The following is a 14,680-nucleotide window of genomic DNA, read 5'->3' on the forward strand; positions in this document are numbered from 1 at the left end:
CATGACCCGGCCGGGGTGCCCGCACCGCACCCCGGCCGTCCCCTTTCCGTGACCACGGAGGCACCACGCATGACCTGGACAGACGCGGACCGCCTGCTCGCGCGTACGGTGCGGTCCGGCTGGGCCTGGAACGCCGCGCTCCTCACCCTGAATCTCTGCCGCTCCGCCGGAGCCATCGCCCTGCCCGCCCTGGTCGCCGCGGCCATCGACGAACGGCTCACCGGCTCAGGTGACACCGCGCTCCTGCGGCTGACGGCCCTGGTGGGCCTGCTGCTCCTGACGGAGGTGGCGAACCAGCTCATCGCCACCTGGTGCGTGAACTCGCTCGTCCTCGACCTCCGCCGCCGGTTCCTCCAGCACGTGCTGCGGCTCGGGGTCAGGGACCGCGGCAGGTTCGCCGGCGGTGACCTGACCAGCCGGTTGCTGACGAACGTCACGGAGGCGGCGTCCGTCGTGCCGCTGTTCACCGTGTGGGCGTCCTCGCTGCTGGTGTCGGGGGGCGCGCTGGTCGCGCTGTGCCTGATCGACCTGCGGCTGGCCGTCGCCTTCTTCGTCGGCGCTCCCCTGGCGACGATCATGATCCGCGCGTTCGTCGGCCGCATCTCGCCGCTGCTGACCACGTACCTGGCCATCCAGGGCCGGATCTCGGGACGGCTGGTCGAGGTGCTGACCGGCATCCACACCGTACGCGCGGCCGGCACCGAACGCCAGGAGATCGACCGCGTCCTGTCCGAGCTGCCCGGCCTGCACGAGGCCGGGCGCGACTCATGGAACCTCCAGGGCCGGCTCAACCTGCGCGCCGCCCTGCTCATGCCGCTGATCCAGGTCACGGTCCTCGGCACCGCCGGGTACGCGCTGGTGGGCGGCGACATCACGCCGGGGCAGCTCACGGCCGCGGCCGGGTACGCGGGGATGGCGCTCGGCCTGCTGAGCCAGGCCAACATGTTCATGGCGCTGGCCCAGGCGCGGGCGGGCGCCCGCCGGGTGCAGGAGGTGCTGTCCGTCCCGGTGACCGGGCACGGCGACCGTACGCTGCCCGCCGGGCCAGGCGAGCTCGTCTTCGAGAACGTCACGGTCGTGGGCCAGGACGGGCCGGTGCTCGACGGGATCGACCTGCGGGTGCCGGGCGGCGGCACGGTCGCGGTGGTGGGCGCGTCCGGCTCGGGCAAGTCCACGCTCGCGTCCGTCGCGGGCCGGCTCATCGACCCGGACGAGGGCCGCGTGCTCCTGGACGGCGTGCCGCTGCGCGAGCTGTCCGCCGGCGCGCTCGCCTCCGCCGTCGGCTGGGCGTTCGAGCGGCCTTCCTACCTGGCCGGTACGTTCGCCGAGGCCATCCGCTTCGGCGCCGACCCCGACAGGACCCGCGAGGCCGCCATGGCCGCGCAGGCGGACCTGTTCATCAGCCGCCTGCCCGACGGCTACCTCACCCCGTGCGCGAGCACCCCCTTGTCGGGCGGCGAGCAGCAGCGGCTCGGCCTGGCCCGCGGCCTGGCGCACCAGGGCCGGCTGCTCATCATGGACGACGCCCTGTCCAGCGTGGACAGCGTCACCGAGCTGCGCATCTGCCAGGCCGTCGCCGCGCGTACTGACCTCACCAGGCTCCTCGTCACCCACAAGCTCTCGGTGGCCGCGCGCGCCGACCTGGTGGCCTGGCTCGACCAGGGGAGGATCCGCGCGCTCGCGCCCCACGAGGAGCTGTGGCGCGTCGCCGACTACCGCCGGCTGTTCCAGCCCGGCCCCGAAGACCACCGTCGCGAGGAACGGGAGCTGAGCCGTGCCTGACGAGAACGTCGTGAGCTGGCGGCTGATCCACCGCTCGCTGCTGCGCCGCCGCCGGTCGCTGATCGTCCTGGCCGGCTGGTCGGTGCTGGAGGCCGCGCCGGCCATGACCACCGGCGTGCTGATGGCCAAGGCCATCGACGAGGGGTTCCTGCGGGGCTCCGTGTCCACGGGGCTGTGGTGGCTGAGCGGCATGCTCCTCGCGTACGCGATCGGCGCCGTGGCCTCGCGCTTCACCTCCCCCGTCGTCGGGGCGATCGTCGAGCCGCTCCGCGACGACCTGCTGCGGGCCGTGGTCACCGGTGTCGTGCGCGGGGACGGCGTGGACGACGCGGCGGTCTCGCGGGCCACGAGCCAGGTCGAGTCCGTACGCAAGGCCGTCTCGTCGCTGCTCAACGGGTTGCGGCGGTTCGTGTTCACCATCGTCGCGGCCGTCGCGGGGCTGAGCGCGCTCGCCCCCGAGATCGTCTGGCTGACCCTGCCGCCGGTGCTCGTGGCGGCGCTGCTGTTCGCCGGGCTGCTGCGGCAGCTCGTCAACCGCCAGCGCGCGGCGATCGCCGCGAACGAGCGCGTCGCAGGGGAGGTGGGCGGCGCGCTGGCCGGGCACCGCGACATCGCGGCGTTCGGCCGCCAGGACGCCGTCGTCGGCGCCGTCACCACCGCGATGGCCGGCGAGCGGAGCGCGCAGCAGCGCCTGGCACACGCCACCGCGACGCGCAGCGTGATCACCACGCTCGGCGGGCAGCTGCCGCTGCTGTGCCTGCTGTTCGCCGCGCCTTGGCTGGTGAGCAACGGGACGACCGTGGGCGTGCTGGTCGGCGCGGCGACCTACCTGAGCACGCATCTGGAGCCCGCCATGCGGATGCTCACCGAGGTCATCGGCGGCGCGGGCCTGCAGCTGGCGGTCACGGTCCGCAGGCTCGCCGAGGCCGGCGCAGCCCGCAGGGAGCTCTCCGGCGACCCGGCGGCGGTGCTGCACGGCACGGACATCACGGTCGAGAACCTCACCTTCGCCTACGGCACGCAGGTCGAGCCGGTCCTGCGCGACCTGTCCTTCACCGTCGAAGAGGACGGCCACCTGGCCATCGTCGGCCCCAGCGGGATCGGCAAGTCGACGCTGGCCATGCTGCTGGCCGGCCTCGCCGTGCCGGACGGCGGCCGGATCAGGGTCGGCGGGACGGCGCCCGACCGGCTGCCGTCCGACCGGCGCAGGGAGCACATCGTGCTGGTGCCGCAGGAGTCGTACGTCTTCTCCGGGACCGTCGGGGAGAACCTGCGCTACCTCGCCCCCGATGCGAGCGAGGAGGAGCTCGATCACGCCGTACGCGAGGTCGGCGCGGACGTCCTGGTGACGGGACTCGGCGGGCCGGCGGCGGCGGTGGACCCGGCCCGCCTGTCGGCAGGGGAGAAGCAGCTGATCGGCCTGGCCAGGGCCTACGTGAGCCGAGCCCGCGTGGTCATACTCGACGAGGCGAGCTGCCACCTCGACCCGGTCGCCGAGGCCCGCGCCGAGCTGGCCTTCCGCGCCCGGCCGGGCACGCTCATCGTGATCGCGCACCGGGCGTCGTCGGCGCTGCGCGCCGACCGGATCCTGCTGCTCGACGGCACCCGCGCCTGCTTCGGCGACCACCGGGAACTGCTGGGCTCCTCACACCTCTACGCCGAGCTGGTCGGCGGCTGACCGGCCTGCTGGGGCGGGTTCTGCTGGGGGGGCGGGTTCTGCTGGGGCGGGTTCTGCGACACCCAGACCGCGAGCTGGGTGCGGTCGCGCAGCCCCAGCTTGCGCAGGCAGTTGGAGATGTGGTTCTTGGTGGTGCCCTCGGTGATGTAGAGGCGGCGCGCGATCTCCCTGTTGGAGGCGCCCGAGCCGACCAGCATGGCGATCTCGTACTCGCGGTCGGACAGCCCGCAGGGCGGCTCGGCCGGCGGCTCCGGCTCGGGCTCGGGCCGGGGGTCCGGCTGGTGCGCGCCGTCGCGGAAGGCCGCCACCAGGCGTTCCGTCGCGGTGCCGCCGAGCACGGTCTCACCCCCCGCCACCCGCCTGATCGCCGTCACCAGCTCGTCGGGCGGAATGTCCTTCAGCAGGTAGCCCTTGGCGCCCGCGCGCAGCCCGCCGAAGATGTAGTCGTCGTCGTCGAACGTCGTCAGGATCACCGAGGCGATCCGCGGAAAGTCCGTACGCAACCGCTCGACCAGCTCGACGCCGTCCATCACGGGCATGCGGGCGTCCACGAGCGCCACATGGGGATGCTCGCCCGGCGGGGTGTTCGCCAGCAGGGCGAGGGTGTCGGCGCCGTTGCCGGTGGAGCCGGCGATCTCGATGCCCGGCTCGATCTCCAGCAGCTTGCGCAGGCCCTCACGCATCAAGATCTGGTCGTCGACCAGCATGACCCGGATCACGTCGTCGTTCTCCCCATATCCGTGGCTCGCGCCGGCACCGTGGCCTCAAGGGTGAAGCCCTCCCCCGGATCGCTGTGCACGTCCAAAGACCCGTCGATCGACTCCAGACGTTCGCGCAGGCCGCGCAGCCCGAACCCGTTCGCGATCGCCTCCCCCTCGGCGCCCGCGCCGTCGTCGGAGACCGTCACCCGCACCCGCTCGGGGGTGGCGTCGACGGTGACCGTGATGTGGCGGGCCTTGGAGTGGCGCAGGGCGTTGGTCAGACCTTCCTGGACGATCCGGTAGCAGACGAGCTCGCCGTTCTCGTCCACGTCCGGCCAGGCGCCCGTGGCGGTGAAGGTCACATCGGTGTCGGCGGAGCCGTACGACTCCGCGAGCGCGCGCAGGGCGGCGATGCCCGTACGGCCCTCCATGCGCAGCGGTTTGAGCGCGCGCACCCAGCGGCGGGTGTCGGTCAGGGCCTCCAGGGTCAGCTCCTTGGCCTGCCGCACCTCCTCCCAGGCGGCCTCGGGGCGCGCGGTGCGGTAGCGCTGGGCGTTGGCGAGGCCCACATTGATGACCGTGAGGTAGTGGCCGACGGAGTCGTGCATGTCCCTGGCCATCCTGGCGCGCTCCTGGGCGATGGCCAGGTCGCGGGTCTGGGCGGCGTAGCGGCGCAGCTCGGAGTGGGCCTCTTCGAGGTCGGACAGGAGCTGCCTGGTGACCTCGGCGCGGCGCTGCGACTCGATCATGGCGATCACCACGACCATGATGACCAGGCACAGGAGCAGCACGCTCGCCCCGTTGAGCACGGCCGCCAGCGTCGCCTGCCCGGGATTGACGGCGCCGACCCCGAAGTGGAACAGGCCCGCCGTCGTCGCGTACGCGATGCTGCCCCGCAGCCCGAACACGACCAGCGCGTTGCCCACCGCCACGCTGACGATCAGCAGCGCCGCGATGCCGCCGGCCAGCATGAGCAGCAGGCTCGTGGCGAGGAAGGCCACGGTCACCGCCTTGCGCAGCGGCGGCGGCTGCGTCCGCCACGGCAGGAACGGCCAGAGCACGCAGCTCGGCGCCAGCGCACCGGCACTGATCAGCACGAACACCTGCGTCAGAGGCCAGTCGGCCGGGCCGAGCCGGCCTAACTCCGCCAACCCGGCCAGGAACACCAGAGCGCTGATGAGCGCGGAGCCCCAGAAGAAGACGCCGAACACGAGAGGAGGACGGTCGTCGGTGAACCCCACCCAACGACTCATGTCTCGAATGGACCCCGCGCCCGGCACACCGCGAGCATAACCGTCCACTTGCCGCAGCACAGCGTGGTGATGGTCATGCTTTGCCACCGCCCGGCCATGACTCGAGTCATGGTCATCTGACTCCCGGCCATGACCCGTATGTGCCCCGGGCAGGATACTGAGCCCTGACCGCCCAGATCTACGATGTACGCCTTGGGCAGCGGGGAGCTCGCCGAAGACCAGCGTTGAAACAGGTGGTCGAGGGTGCCGGTAAATCACACATTCGAAGCATTGGCCCACGTACGACGACGCGAAGTGTTACGCATTCTTCGGAAACATGATCGCCTTTCGGCCGGCCAGATCGCCGAGCGCCTGGCGATACCCAGACCGACATTGTCCGGCCATCTCAACATCTTGAAAGGCGCCGACCTCATCATCGGGGAAAGGGAGGGCACCACCATCTGGTACCGCCTCAACCTGACCGTGATGGAGGAGGCGCTCGGGCTGGCTCTGTCGCTCCTGAGCCGGCAGCCGATCGAGGAGGGCCAGCTGTCCTCCGTCTTCGCGGCGTCACCCTCGGCGGCCGTCTACGCGGCCTCACCGTCGCGCATCTACGCGGCGTCACCGTCGAAGTCCTAGTAAGGCCGGTCTCCAAGGCAGACGTGATCACTCGATGAGACATGACCGATCGCGATCGGTTGGTTACTGTTTCGTCAGACGTGGATCACGAGCAGTCGCGGGAGGATCGTGCGCGCAGCGAACACGCGGCAGCCGCGCCGGATCGGTCCTTACCGGGTGGTGGCCCGGCTGGGCGGCGGCGGCATGGGAGAGGTGTTCCTCGGGAGGTCGCCGGGCGGGCGGGAGGTCGCGGTCAAGGTCGTACGTCCCGAGCTGGCCGACGATCCCGACTTCCGGCGCCGCTTCGCCACCGAGATCACCGCGGCGCGCCGCGTCGGCGGCTTCCACACCGCCGAGGTCGTGGCCGCCGACCCCGACGGCGACCCGCCCTGGCTGGCCACCGCCTACGTGCGCGGCCCTTCCCTGCACGACGCGGTACGCGACCACGGCCCGCTCCCTCTGCCCGAGGTGGCCGCGCTCGGCGCGGGGCTGGCGGAGGGGCTCGGCGCGGTGCACGCCTGCCAGATCGTGCATCGCGACCTCAAGCCGGGCAACGTCATCCTGGCCGCCGACGGGCCGCGCCTGATCGACTTCGGCATCGCGCGTGCCCTCGACACCACCTCCTACACCAGGACCGCCGCCGTCCTCGGCACCGCCGCGTTCATGGCGCCCGAGCAGGTGACCGGCCATCCGGTGGGGCCGGCCGCCGACGTGTTCGCGCTGGGCTGCGTGCTGGCCTTCGCCGCTTCCGGACGCGGCCCGTACGGTGAGGGGCCGGCGCACGCGATCACCCACCGCATCGTGTACGACGAGCCCGACCTGTCCGGCCTGCCCGAGCCGCTCGCGGAGCTGATCGGCGCCTGCCTGGCGAAGGACCCCGCCGACCGTCCGAGGCTCGCCCACGTCATGACCGTCTGCGCGTCCCTCGCCCCAGAGGCGATGACCGGCCCCGACACAGAGACCCGCACCGACACAGGGACCCGCACCGACGCGGAGACCGTGGTCACCGGTTACCGGCCGCCGATCCCGCCGACCCTCGTCGAGGAGCCGCCACCTTCTCCTCCGGGCCGCGCCCGCTACGGCGTCTCAGCCGCCGTCATCGGGGTCGCCGTCCTGCTCGGCGGCACGTTGATCGCGCTGACCGCCACGCCGGCCCCCGCCCTCGTCCTCGCCGGACAGGAGGACACCGTGGACGACGTGGCGTTCGGCCCCGGCGGCGACCTGCTCGCCACCGCGGCGGGCGACCGCGTCCGCCTGTGGGACGCGCGGACGGGACGGCAGCTCCGCACCCTGGACAACCCCTGGCCCGACCCCAGGACGGTCGCCTTCGCCCCCGCCGGCGACCGCGTCGCCACCTCGTGCGACCGGGATGCCTGCCTCTTCGACCCGCGCACCGGCCGATCCGTCAAGGGCATGACGGGACACACCGACGCCCTCCGCGAGCTGGCGTTCAGCCGCGACGGCCGGCTGCTGGCGAGCGCGAGCCGCGACGGCACCGCCCGCCTGTGGGCCGCCGAGACGGGCGAGCACCTCAGGACGCTGACCGGCCACCTGGGCGATGTGAGCGCCGTGGCCTTCGCCCCCGACGGGCAGAGTCTGGCGACCGCGGCGGGCGAGACGATCCGCAGGTGGGACGTGACGACGGGCGAACAACTGGCCGAGCTGGTCCCGGAGCGCGACACCACCCTGCACGCGCTCGCCTTCGCCCCCGACGGCAGCACGTTCGCGTCGGGCGACGCGTCGGGCGACGTCTTCGTCTGGGACGCCAGGACGAACCGGCTCCGCCACGCCCTGCGCGGCCACGGGACCACAGTCAACGACGTCGCCTACAGCCCTGACGGCTCGGTGCTCGTCACTGCGGCCGACGCCGTCCGCCTGTGGAACCCCCGCTCGGGCAGACTCCTCAAGGAGGTCTCCGGCGAGTCAACGCGCGCGGTCGCGTTCTCCCCCGACGGCACGACGTTCGCGGCCGGCGGCCAGGACGGCGTCACCCGCCTGTGGCGGCTCGACGACGTGCTCGCGAGCTAGCCGGCCAGGGCCGTGCCGTAGTTCTCGATCCCCAGGTACGGGTTCAGGTGGGGATGCCGGCTGCCCACCGACACGTCACGCCAGAACCGCTGCAGCGGGTTCGCCGCGGCGAAGCCGCCGGTGCCGTGCAGGTCCATCACCCGCTCGACCGCCGCCCTGCAGTCCCTGCCGGCGTCCGCCAGCTCCATGCGCAGGCGCGGGATCTCGGCCTCGGGCAGGTCCTCGTCGTCCGCCGCGCGGGCCACGGCGAGCATGGTGCGCCGCGCGCGCCGGGCGAGGTGGGCCGCCTCCGCCAGCCAGTGCCGAGCCCCGGGCGAGTCGCCCATCCGGGCGTACCCGGTCATGAACGGCTTGCGGTCGGAGGCGAACATGGCCTCGGTCAGGTCCAGCGCCCCCCACGTGGCGCCGACCACGGGCGCGAGCACCGTCGTCCCGTACAGCAGCAGGTCACGGCCCCCGAACGGCTCCGCCGCCCGCACGTGGGCGTCCGGCACCACGACGCCCGAGGCGACGAGCGTGTGGCTGCCCGTCCCGCGCATGCCCGCCATGTGCCAGGTCCGCTCCACGACGAGGTCGGCCGTCGGCACGACGGCGTAGGAGAACCGGCCGTCCATCATGAGGCCGAGCCCGGCCCAGGTCGCGTCCTCGCAGCCGGAGACGTACGACCAGCGGCCGTCGATCCGCACGCCGTCGGCCGTGCGCTCGCCACGGGCGCGCGGCACCCCGGAGCCGCAGAAGAGCGCGTCCGGGTCGGCGAAGCACGCGCGCAGCGCCTCGTCGGGCAGGCACCGCGTGGTGAGGTTCTTGGAGGTGACGCAGGTTCCCGCGAGCCAGGCGCTCGACGGGCAGGCGCGGCCCAGCTCGCTCAGGCGCAGGGCGATGGCCTCCGTGCCCGCCCAGGCGCCGCCGTACGCGCGGGGCGTGCGCAGCGCGAACGCGCCGTCCGCGCGCAGCGCGTCGATGCTCTCCCTGGTGGGCCGGTCACCCTGCTCGGTCTTCTCCGCGTGCAGCCGCAGGATCTCGGTGGTTTCATCGGACACGTCATCGATGACACCCCTTTGACCGGCCTGAGCACCATACGCGGGACGTACCGGCCCATACGTGTTCCGCTCATACCATCGAAACCATGGACCTGCTCAGCGAGGTGATCCGCACCGTACGCGTCGGCAGCGCGGCCGGCCGCGTGATCAGGTCGTCGGGCTCCCCCGGCATGCGGTTCCCCGCCTTCTCCGGCAGCGGCATCCACATCGTGCTGCGCGGTGCCTGCTGGCTCATCACCGAGGACGCCGAGCCGGTCCCGCTGCGGCCGGGCGACGTCGTCCTCACCTCCTCCGGCGCCGAGCACGGCCTCAGCAGGTCGCCACGCGCGCTGCGCGACCTGCCGCCCGCCGGGACGGGCCCGATCCCGCCCGCGCCTGGGCCGTTCGACTTCGAGTTCCTGTGCAGCTCCTACCGGCTCGCGCACGGCGCCGCGCCGCGCTACCTGCGCGCGCTGCCCGACCTCATCGCGATCTCGCCCGACTACGACGCGCACCCCGAGCTGCGAGTGCTCGTCGACCTCCTCGGCACGGACGTGTCGGGCGCGCAGATGGGCACCGGCGCGACGCTGCCCGCGCTGCTCGACCTGATCCTGGTCCACGTGCTGCGCCAGTGGCACGAACGGCACGGCACCGGCTGGCCGGGCACCGAGGACCCGGGCATCGCCGCCGCGCTGCGCGCGATGCACGACCACCCCGAACGTCCGTGGACGGTCGATCGCCTCAGCGCGGCGGCGGGCCTGTCACGGACGGCCTTCGCCCGGCGCTTCGCCGCCGTCATGGGACGGCCGCCGATGAAATACCTGATCGGCCTGCGGCTCGACCGGGGCGCGCGGCTGCTGCGCGAGACGGACGCGCCGCTGGCGGCGATCGCCAGGCAGGTCGGCTACGCCACCGAGTTCGCCTTCTCCGGGGCCTTCCGCCGCGAGTACGGCATCTCACCCAGCCACTTCCGCCGCACCCCTCACTTGGTGGCGGACGACGTCGGGGAGGCCGACGCGGACGCTGTAGACGCTGTGGACGCTGTAGACGCTGTGGACGCCGTGGCGGTAGGAGGTGCGGTGCCGGCGGAGGGCGGCTGGTCGTTCCCCACCGACAGGTACGCCAGCACGCCGATCGCCACGAACACCACCGACAGCACGGCGGCGGCGCCGTAGCCGATCCGGCGTCCGAGTCGCCGACGCTGCTCCCGCAGAAGGGTTTCCTCACGTCGCATGGCGGCCCGCCTGCGCTTCGCCTTTCGCTCTGACATGGGCTGCTCCCGAGGTACGGTCTCGGCCGTCACCATAAAAGGCGGCGCGTAATGCGGATCTAAGCGTCCAGGAGGAAGATCTCTCCGGCCCTTACCAGCCCGTTCACGGTCTCGGGCCGGGCGCTAGAGGCCGAGCAGCTTGGCGGGCTCGGCGATGATCTGCTGGATGACCAGCCCGGCCGCGCCGAGCACGGCGGCGTCGGAGCCGGTGGCCGAGACCACGAGGTCGGGGGGCGCCCCGCGCATCTGCGCGAGCCGCGTGCCCAGGCCGCCGGAGACCGGCGCCGCCAGCCAGGGGAACAGCGGCGCGAAGATGCCGCCGAGCACGATCGTGCCGGGGTCGAGCAGGTGCACGGCCGAGGTGAGCGCGACGCCGAGCGCGTGCCCGGCCCGCCGGCACGCCTCCAGGGCCGCCTGGTCGCCCGACTCCAGGCGGCTCACCAGCTCGCGCACCGAGCCGAGGTCGCCGAGGAGGGCGTCCTGGCCGGCGTACACCTCCAGGCAGCCCCGCCCGCCGCAGCGGCAGCCGGGCCCGTCGGGCACGACCACGACGTGGCCCAGTTCGCCGGCCAGCCCGTACGTGCCCTTGAACACGCCGCCCTGCACCACGAGGCCGGCGCCGATGCCGATCTCGCCGGAGACGTAGAGGAAGTCGCTCTCCCTGGGCCCGAACCACAGCTCGCCGAGCGCCGCCAGGTTGGCCTCGTTGTCGATCTCGAACGGCATGTCCACGAGGTCCGACACGCGGACGTCGCGCCAGCCGAGGTGCGGGGCGCTGCGCAGCATGCCGCCCTCGACCAGGCCGGGGACGGCGAGCGCGGCGCCGATGACGCGCAGCCCTGCGGCGGCCGCCTCGGCGGTGGTCTCCTTGGCCAGGGCGCGCAGGCTCTCCAGGATGGCGGCGGGGTCGGAGTTGCGGTTGTCGGCGGGGATGATGCGCCGCAGCCGGACCGTACGGGTGAGGTCGACCACGCAGGCGGCGAGGTAGTCGATGTTGATCTCCAGCCCGAGCGCGGCCACCCGGTGCCCGCTGAGGCTGACCGCCACGCCGGGACGCCCCCGCTCGCCCGCCCGCACGGCGCCGCTCTCGGTCACCGCGCCCGCCTCAAGGAGGTCGGCGACCAGGCTGGATACGGTGGTCTTCGTGAGCCCGGTCCGCTCAGCGAGCGATGCCCGGGTGTGAGGTCCTGATCGGTGAATGGTCGCCAGCACTACGGCCAGGTTACGGGCGCGCATGGAATCATGCCTGACCCCTCTTGACGACATGGCATCCACCTCCTCAGGATAAGTACAGATTATGGACTAAAAGTTACAGGGGCCCGAAAATGACCGCATCCTTCACGCCGACTCCCGACGACCGCTTCACCTTCGGCCTGTGGACCGTGGGCTGGCAGGCCCGCGACCCGTTCGGCGACGCCTCCCGGCCCGCGCTCGACCCGGTGGAGAGCGTCCACCGCCTCCACGAGCTCGGCGCGTACGGCGTCACGTTCCACGACGACGACCTGCTCGCCGTCGAGTCCGACCGCGACAAGGCCGTCGCCGCGTTCAGGAAGGCCATCGACGAGACCGGCATGAAGGTCCCGATGGCGACCACGAACCTCTTCACCCACCCGGTCTTCAAGGACGGCGCCTTCACCAGCAACGACCGCGACGTCCGCCGCTACGCGCTGCGCAAGGTCATGCGCAACCTCGACCTCGCCGCCTCGCTGGGCGCGAAGACGTACGTGTGCTGGGGCGGGCGCGAGGGCGCCGAGTCCGACGCCGCCAAGGACGTCAAGGCCGCCATGGACCGCTACAAGGAGGGCCTGGACCTCCTCTGCCAGTACGTCATCGACAAGGGCTACGACATCCGCTTCGCCCTGGAGCCGAAGCCGAACGAGCCGCGCGGCGACATCCTCCTGCCCACGATCGGCCACGCCCTGGCGCTGATCAACGAGCTGGAGCACCCCGAGATGGTGGGCCTCAACCCGGAGGTCGGCCACGAGCAGATGGCCGGGCTCAACTTCGTGCACGGCATCAGCCAGGCGCTGTGGCACGGCAAGCTCTTCCACATCGACCTCAACGGCCAGCACGGTCCCAAGTACGACCAGGACCTGATCTTCGGCCACGGTGACCTGAAGAGCGCGTTCTTCCTGGTCGACCTGCTGGAGAACGGCGGCTACGACGGCCCCCGCCACTTCGACTACAAGCCGCTGCGCACCGAGGACCCGCAGGACGTGTGGGACTCGGCGGCGGCGAACATGCGCACGTACCTGATCCTCAAGGAGAAGTCGCGCGCCTTCCGCGCCGACCCCGAGGTCCAGGAGGCGATCAGGGCCTCGCGCGTGGACGAGCTGGCCAAGCCCACGCTCGCCGAGGGCGAGACCTGGCAGGACCTCGCCAAGGACGACTTCGACGTGGAGGAGGCGGCCGCCCGCGGCTTCCACTTCACCCGGCTCAACCAGCTCGCGCTCGAGCACCTCCTGGGGGTACGCGGATGAGCGGACCGATCAGCGTCCAGCTCTACACGGTCAGGCAGGCGCTGGCCGACGACCGCGACGGCACGCTGCGCCGGGTCGCCGAGGCGGGCTACCGGGCCGTCGAGCCGTACGACCCGCTGAACGACCCGAAGGGCTTCCGCGCCGTCGCCGACGACCTGGGGCTGAGCGTGTCGGGCACGCACGCGGGCGCGGTGCTCCAGCGTGAGCCCGCCGAGGTGTTCGAGGCGGTCGCCACCCTCGGCACGGACAAGGTGATCGTGCCGGCCGGCATCGCGCCGGAGGAGTTCACCACCCGCGACGGCATCGCCAGGGCCGCCGACCTGCTCAACGATCTGGCCGTGCAGGCCGCGCGGCACGGTATGCGGATCGGCTACCACAACCACTGGTGGGAGCTGGAACCCGAGGTGGACGGCCGGCACGCCATCGAGGTGCTGGCCGACCTGCTGGCGCCCGAGGTGTTCCTGGAGATCGACACCTACTGGGCGGCCGTGGGCGGCGCCGACGTGCCCGCGCTGCTCGGCCGCCTGGCGGACCGCGTGATCGCGCTGCACGTCAAGGACGGCCCGGTGGTCAAGGGCGAGCCGCACACGGCGGTGGGCGCGGGCGCCATGCCGGTGCCCGAGATCCTCGCCGCCGCCCCCGACGCCCGGCGCGTGGTCGAGCTCGACGAGTGCGCGACCGACGTCTTCGCCGCCCTGGCGGAGAGCCACACGTACCTCACCTCCTTGGAGGGGCATTGAGCAACGGCCCGGTCGGCGTCGCGCTCGTCGGCGCCGGTGTGATCAGCGGCCAGTACCTACGCAACCTCACCTCCTTCCCCGACGTGCGCGTGCTCGCCGTCGCGGACATCGACACCGGCAGGGCCGCCGAGGTGGCCCGCGAGCACGGCGTCGAGGTGTCCGGCACCCTCGCCGACGCCCTGGCGATCCCCGAGGTGGAGATCGTCGTCAACCTCACGGTCCCGTCCGCGCACGCGGCCGTCGCGCTGGAGAGCCTGCGCGCCGGCAAGCACGTGTACGGCGAGAAGCCGATGGCGATGACCACCGACGAGGCCGCCAAGGTCATGGCCGAGGCGGCCGACCGGGGGCTGCGGGTCGGCGGTGCCCCCGACACGTTCCTGGGGGCGGGCCTGCAGTCGGCCCTGCACGCGATCTCCTCGGGGCTGATCGGCAAGCCCGTCGCGGTCACCGCGGCCACGCAGAGCCTCGGGCCGGAGTCCTGGCACCCCAGCCCGGAGTTCTTCTACCAGCCGGGCGGCGGACCGCTGTTCGACCTCGGGCCCTACTACCTGACCGCGCTGGTCTCGCTGCTCGGTCCCGTCGTCCGGGTGGCGGCGGGCACGCGCAGGGCCCGCGAACAGCGCGAGGTGGGCTCGGGGCCGAAGGCGGGCAAGCTGTTCCCAGTGGACGTGCCCACCCACGTCAACGTCCTGCTGGACTTCCCCGGCACGGCGACGGCGTCGGCCACGTTCAGCTTCGACTCGGCGATCAACCGGCGGATGATCGAGGTGATCGGCTCCGAGGGCGCGCTCTCGCTGCCCGATCCCAACACGTTCGAGGGCCCGCTGCTGGTCCGCGGGCTGCGCGACGCCGACTGGCGGGAGCTGCCGATCACCGGCACGACCGCGGGGCGCGGCATCGGCGTGCTCGACATGGCGAGGTCGCTGCGCGCCGGCACGCCGCACCGCGCGTCGGGCGAGCTGACCTACCACGTGCTCGAACTCATGGCGGCCATCACGGAGTCGGGTGAGCGGGCGGAGTTCCGCGACATCGGCTCCGCGCCGGACGCCCCCGAGCCGCTGCCGGACGGCTGGGACCCGCAGGCCGCGACCTTGTAAGAGGAATCCCCTTGAGGAGACCGGGCATGATTACG

The 14,680-nt window shown here is 72.7% G+C and carries 12 protein-coding genes; 8 read left to right on the forward strand and 4 right to left on the reverse strand.

Translation table 11 applies throughout. The features are described 5' to 3' along the window. Positions 1 to 69 precede the first annotated feature (69 nt). Together AB0K28_RS11675 and AB0K28_RS11680 are read left to right on the forward strand one after the other, a co-directional pair. Positions 70 to 1,782, forward strand: a complete 1,713-nt coding sequence (locus tag AB0K28_RS11675; protein WP_364368189.1) for an ABC transporter ATP-binding protein — start codon at positions 70 to 72, stop codon at positions 1,780 to 1,782. Continuing rightward, entirely contained in the window at positions 1,775 to 3,460 is a 1,686-nt protein-coding gene (locus AB0K28_RS11680) for an ABC transporter ATP-binding protein (RefSeq protein ID WP_364368192.1), read from the forward strand. Before AB0K28_RS11675 ends, AB0K28_RS11680 begins: the two co-directional genes overlap by 8 nt. On the opposite strand, the gene AB0K28_RS11685 is transcribed toward AB0K28_RS11680, so the two are convergent. Together AB0K28_RS11685 and AB0K28_RS11690 are read right to left on the reverse strand one after the other, a co-directional pair. Continuing rightward, positions 3,436 to 4,167 carry a response regulator transcription factor gene (locus tag AB0K28_RS11685; RefSeq protein ID WP_364368933.1) on the reverse strand — a complete coding sequence of 244 codons (732 nt, stop codon included), beginning with the start codon at positions 4,165 to 4,167 and terminating at the stop codon, positions 3,436 to 3,438. The two genes, AB0K28_RS11680 and AB0K28_RS11685, sit on opposite strands and share 25 nt — an antisense overlap. 8 nt (positions 4,168 to 4,175) lie before the next feature. After that, the gene (locus AB0K28_RS11690) at positions 4,176 to 5,414 is read right to left on the reverse strand and encodes a sensor histidine kinase (protein WP_364368195.1); all 1,239 of its coding nucleotides are present in this window, start codon (positions 5,412 to 5,414) and stop codon (positions 4,176 to 4,178) included. A 243-nt stretch (positions 5,415 to 5,657) separates the two neighbouring features. On the opposite strand from AB0K28_RS11690, the gene AB0K28_RS11695 reads away from it, so the two are divergent. Then, positions 5,658 to 6,032, forward strand: coding sequence for a metalloregulator ArsR/SmtB family transcription factor (locus AB0K28_RS11695; protein ID WP_345393894.1), 375 nt, complete (start codon positions 5,658 to 5,660; stop codon positions 6,030 to 6,032). 108 nt (positions 6,033 to 6,140) lie between these two features. Beyond that, positions 6,141 to 8,039 (forward strand): serine/threonine-protein kinase, encoded by a 1,899-nt coding sequence (locus tag AB0K28_RS11700; RefSeq protein WP_364368199.1) that lies wholly within the window; start codon positions 6,141 to 6,143, stop codon positions 8,037 to 8,039. Here AB0K28_RS11700 and AB0K28_RS11705 read toward each other — a convergent pair. Further along, positions 8,036 to 9,079: an acyl-CoA dehydrogenase family protein gene (locus AB0K28_RS11705; protein WP_364368202.1), complete on the reverse strand. Its 1,044-nt coding sequence runs from the start codon at positions 9,077 to 9,079 to the stop codon at positions 8,036 to 8,038. The genes AB0K28_RS11700 and AB0K28_RS11705 overlap by 4 nt on opposite strands. 86 nt (positions 9,080 to 9,165) lie before the next feature. On the opposite strand from AB0K28_RS11705, the gene AB0K28_RS11710 reads away from it, so the two are divergent. Continuing rightward, positions 9,166 to 10,233 (forward strand): AraC family transcriptional regulator, encoded by a 1,068-nt coding sequence (locus AB0K28_RS11710; RefSeq protein WP_364368205.1) that lies wholly within the window; start codon positions 9,166 to 9,168, stop codon positions 10,231 to 10,233. A 218-nt stretch (positions 10,234 to 10,451) separates the two neighbouring features. Here AB0K28_RS11710 and AB0K28_RS11715 read toward each other — a convergent pair whose 3' ends face one another. After that, positions 10,452 to 11,564: an ROK family transcriptional regulator gene (locus AB0K28_RS11715; protein ID WP_364368208.1), complete on the reverse strand. Its 1,113-nt coding sequence runs from the start codon at positions 11,562 to 11,564 to the stop codon at positions 10,452 to 10,454. Between the two features lie 89 nt (positions 11,565 to 11,653). Here AB0K28_RS11715 and xylA point away from each other — a divergent pair, with 89 nt between their 5' ends. Genes xylA through AB0K28_RS11730 form a run of 3 tightly spaced genes read left to right on the forward strand, consistent with a single transcriptional unit; the run spans position 11,654 to position 14,645 of the window. Beyond that, a complete protein-coding gene (xylA, locus tag AB0K28_RS11720) occupies positions 11,654 to 12,808 on the forward strand; it encodes a xylose isomerase (RefSeq protein WP_355415287.1) in 1,155 nt (384 codons plus the stop codon). Continuing rightward, complete coding sequence (locus tag AB0K28_RS11725) at positions 12,805 to 13,548, forward strand: sugar phosphate isomerase/epimerase (RefSeq protein WP_364368211.1); 744 nt, start codon at positions 12,805 to 12,807, stop codon at positions 13,546 to 13,548. Before xylA ends, AB0K28_RS11725 begins: the two co-directional genes overlap by 4 nt. Further along, entirely contained in the window at positions 13,545 to 14,645 is a 1,101-nt protein-coding gene (locus AB0K28_RS11730) for a Gfo/Idh/MocA family oxidoreductase (RefSeq protein WP_364368214.1), read from the forward strand. Before AB0K28_RS11725 ends, AB0K28_RS11730 begins: the two co-directional genes overlap by 4 nt. Positions 14,646 to 14,680 lie beyond the last annotated feature (35 nt).

This window comes from Nonomuraea sp. NPDC049504 (assembly GCF_040676845.1).
GTDB classification, from domain to species: domain Bacteria; phylum Actinomycetota; class Actinomycetes; order Streptosporangiales; family Streptosporangiaceae; genus Nonomuraea; species Nonomuraea salmonea.

Bases quoted from the DNA above. Each gene is read 5' to 3' on its own strand.
- AB0K28_RS11675 (WP_364368189.1), top strand. From the start codon at position 70: ATGACCTGGACAGACGCGGACCGCCTGCTCGCGCGTACGGTGCGGTCC.
- AB0K28_RS11685 (WP_364368933.1), bottom strand. From the start codon at position 4,167: ATGCTGGTCGACGACCAGATCTTGATGCGTGAGGGCCTGCGCAAGCTG.
- AB0K28_RS11690 (WP_364368195.1), bottom strand. From the start codon at position 5,414: ATGAGTCGTTGGGTGGGGTTCACCGACGACCGTCCTCCTCTCGTGTTC.
- AB0K28_RS11710 (WP_364368205.1), top strand. From the start codon at position 9,166: ATGGACCTGCTCAGCGAGGTGATCCGCACCGTACGCGTCGGCAGCGCG.
- AB0K28_RS11715 (WP_364368208.1), bottom strand. From the start codon at position 11,564: ATGCGCGCCCGTAACCTGGCCGTAGTGCTGGCGACCATTCACCGATCA.
- xylA (WP_355415287.1), top strand. From the start codon at position 11,654: ATGACCGCATCCTTCACGCCGACTCCCGACGACCGCTTCACCTTCGGC.
- AB0K28_RS11725 (WP_364368211.1), top strand. From the start codon at position 12,805: ATGAGCGGACCGATCAGCGTCCAGCTCTACACGGTCAGGCAGGCGCTG.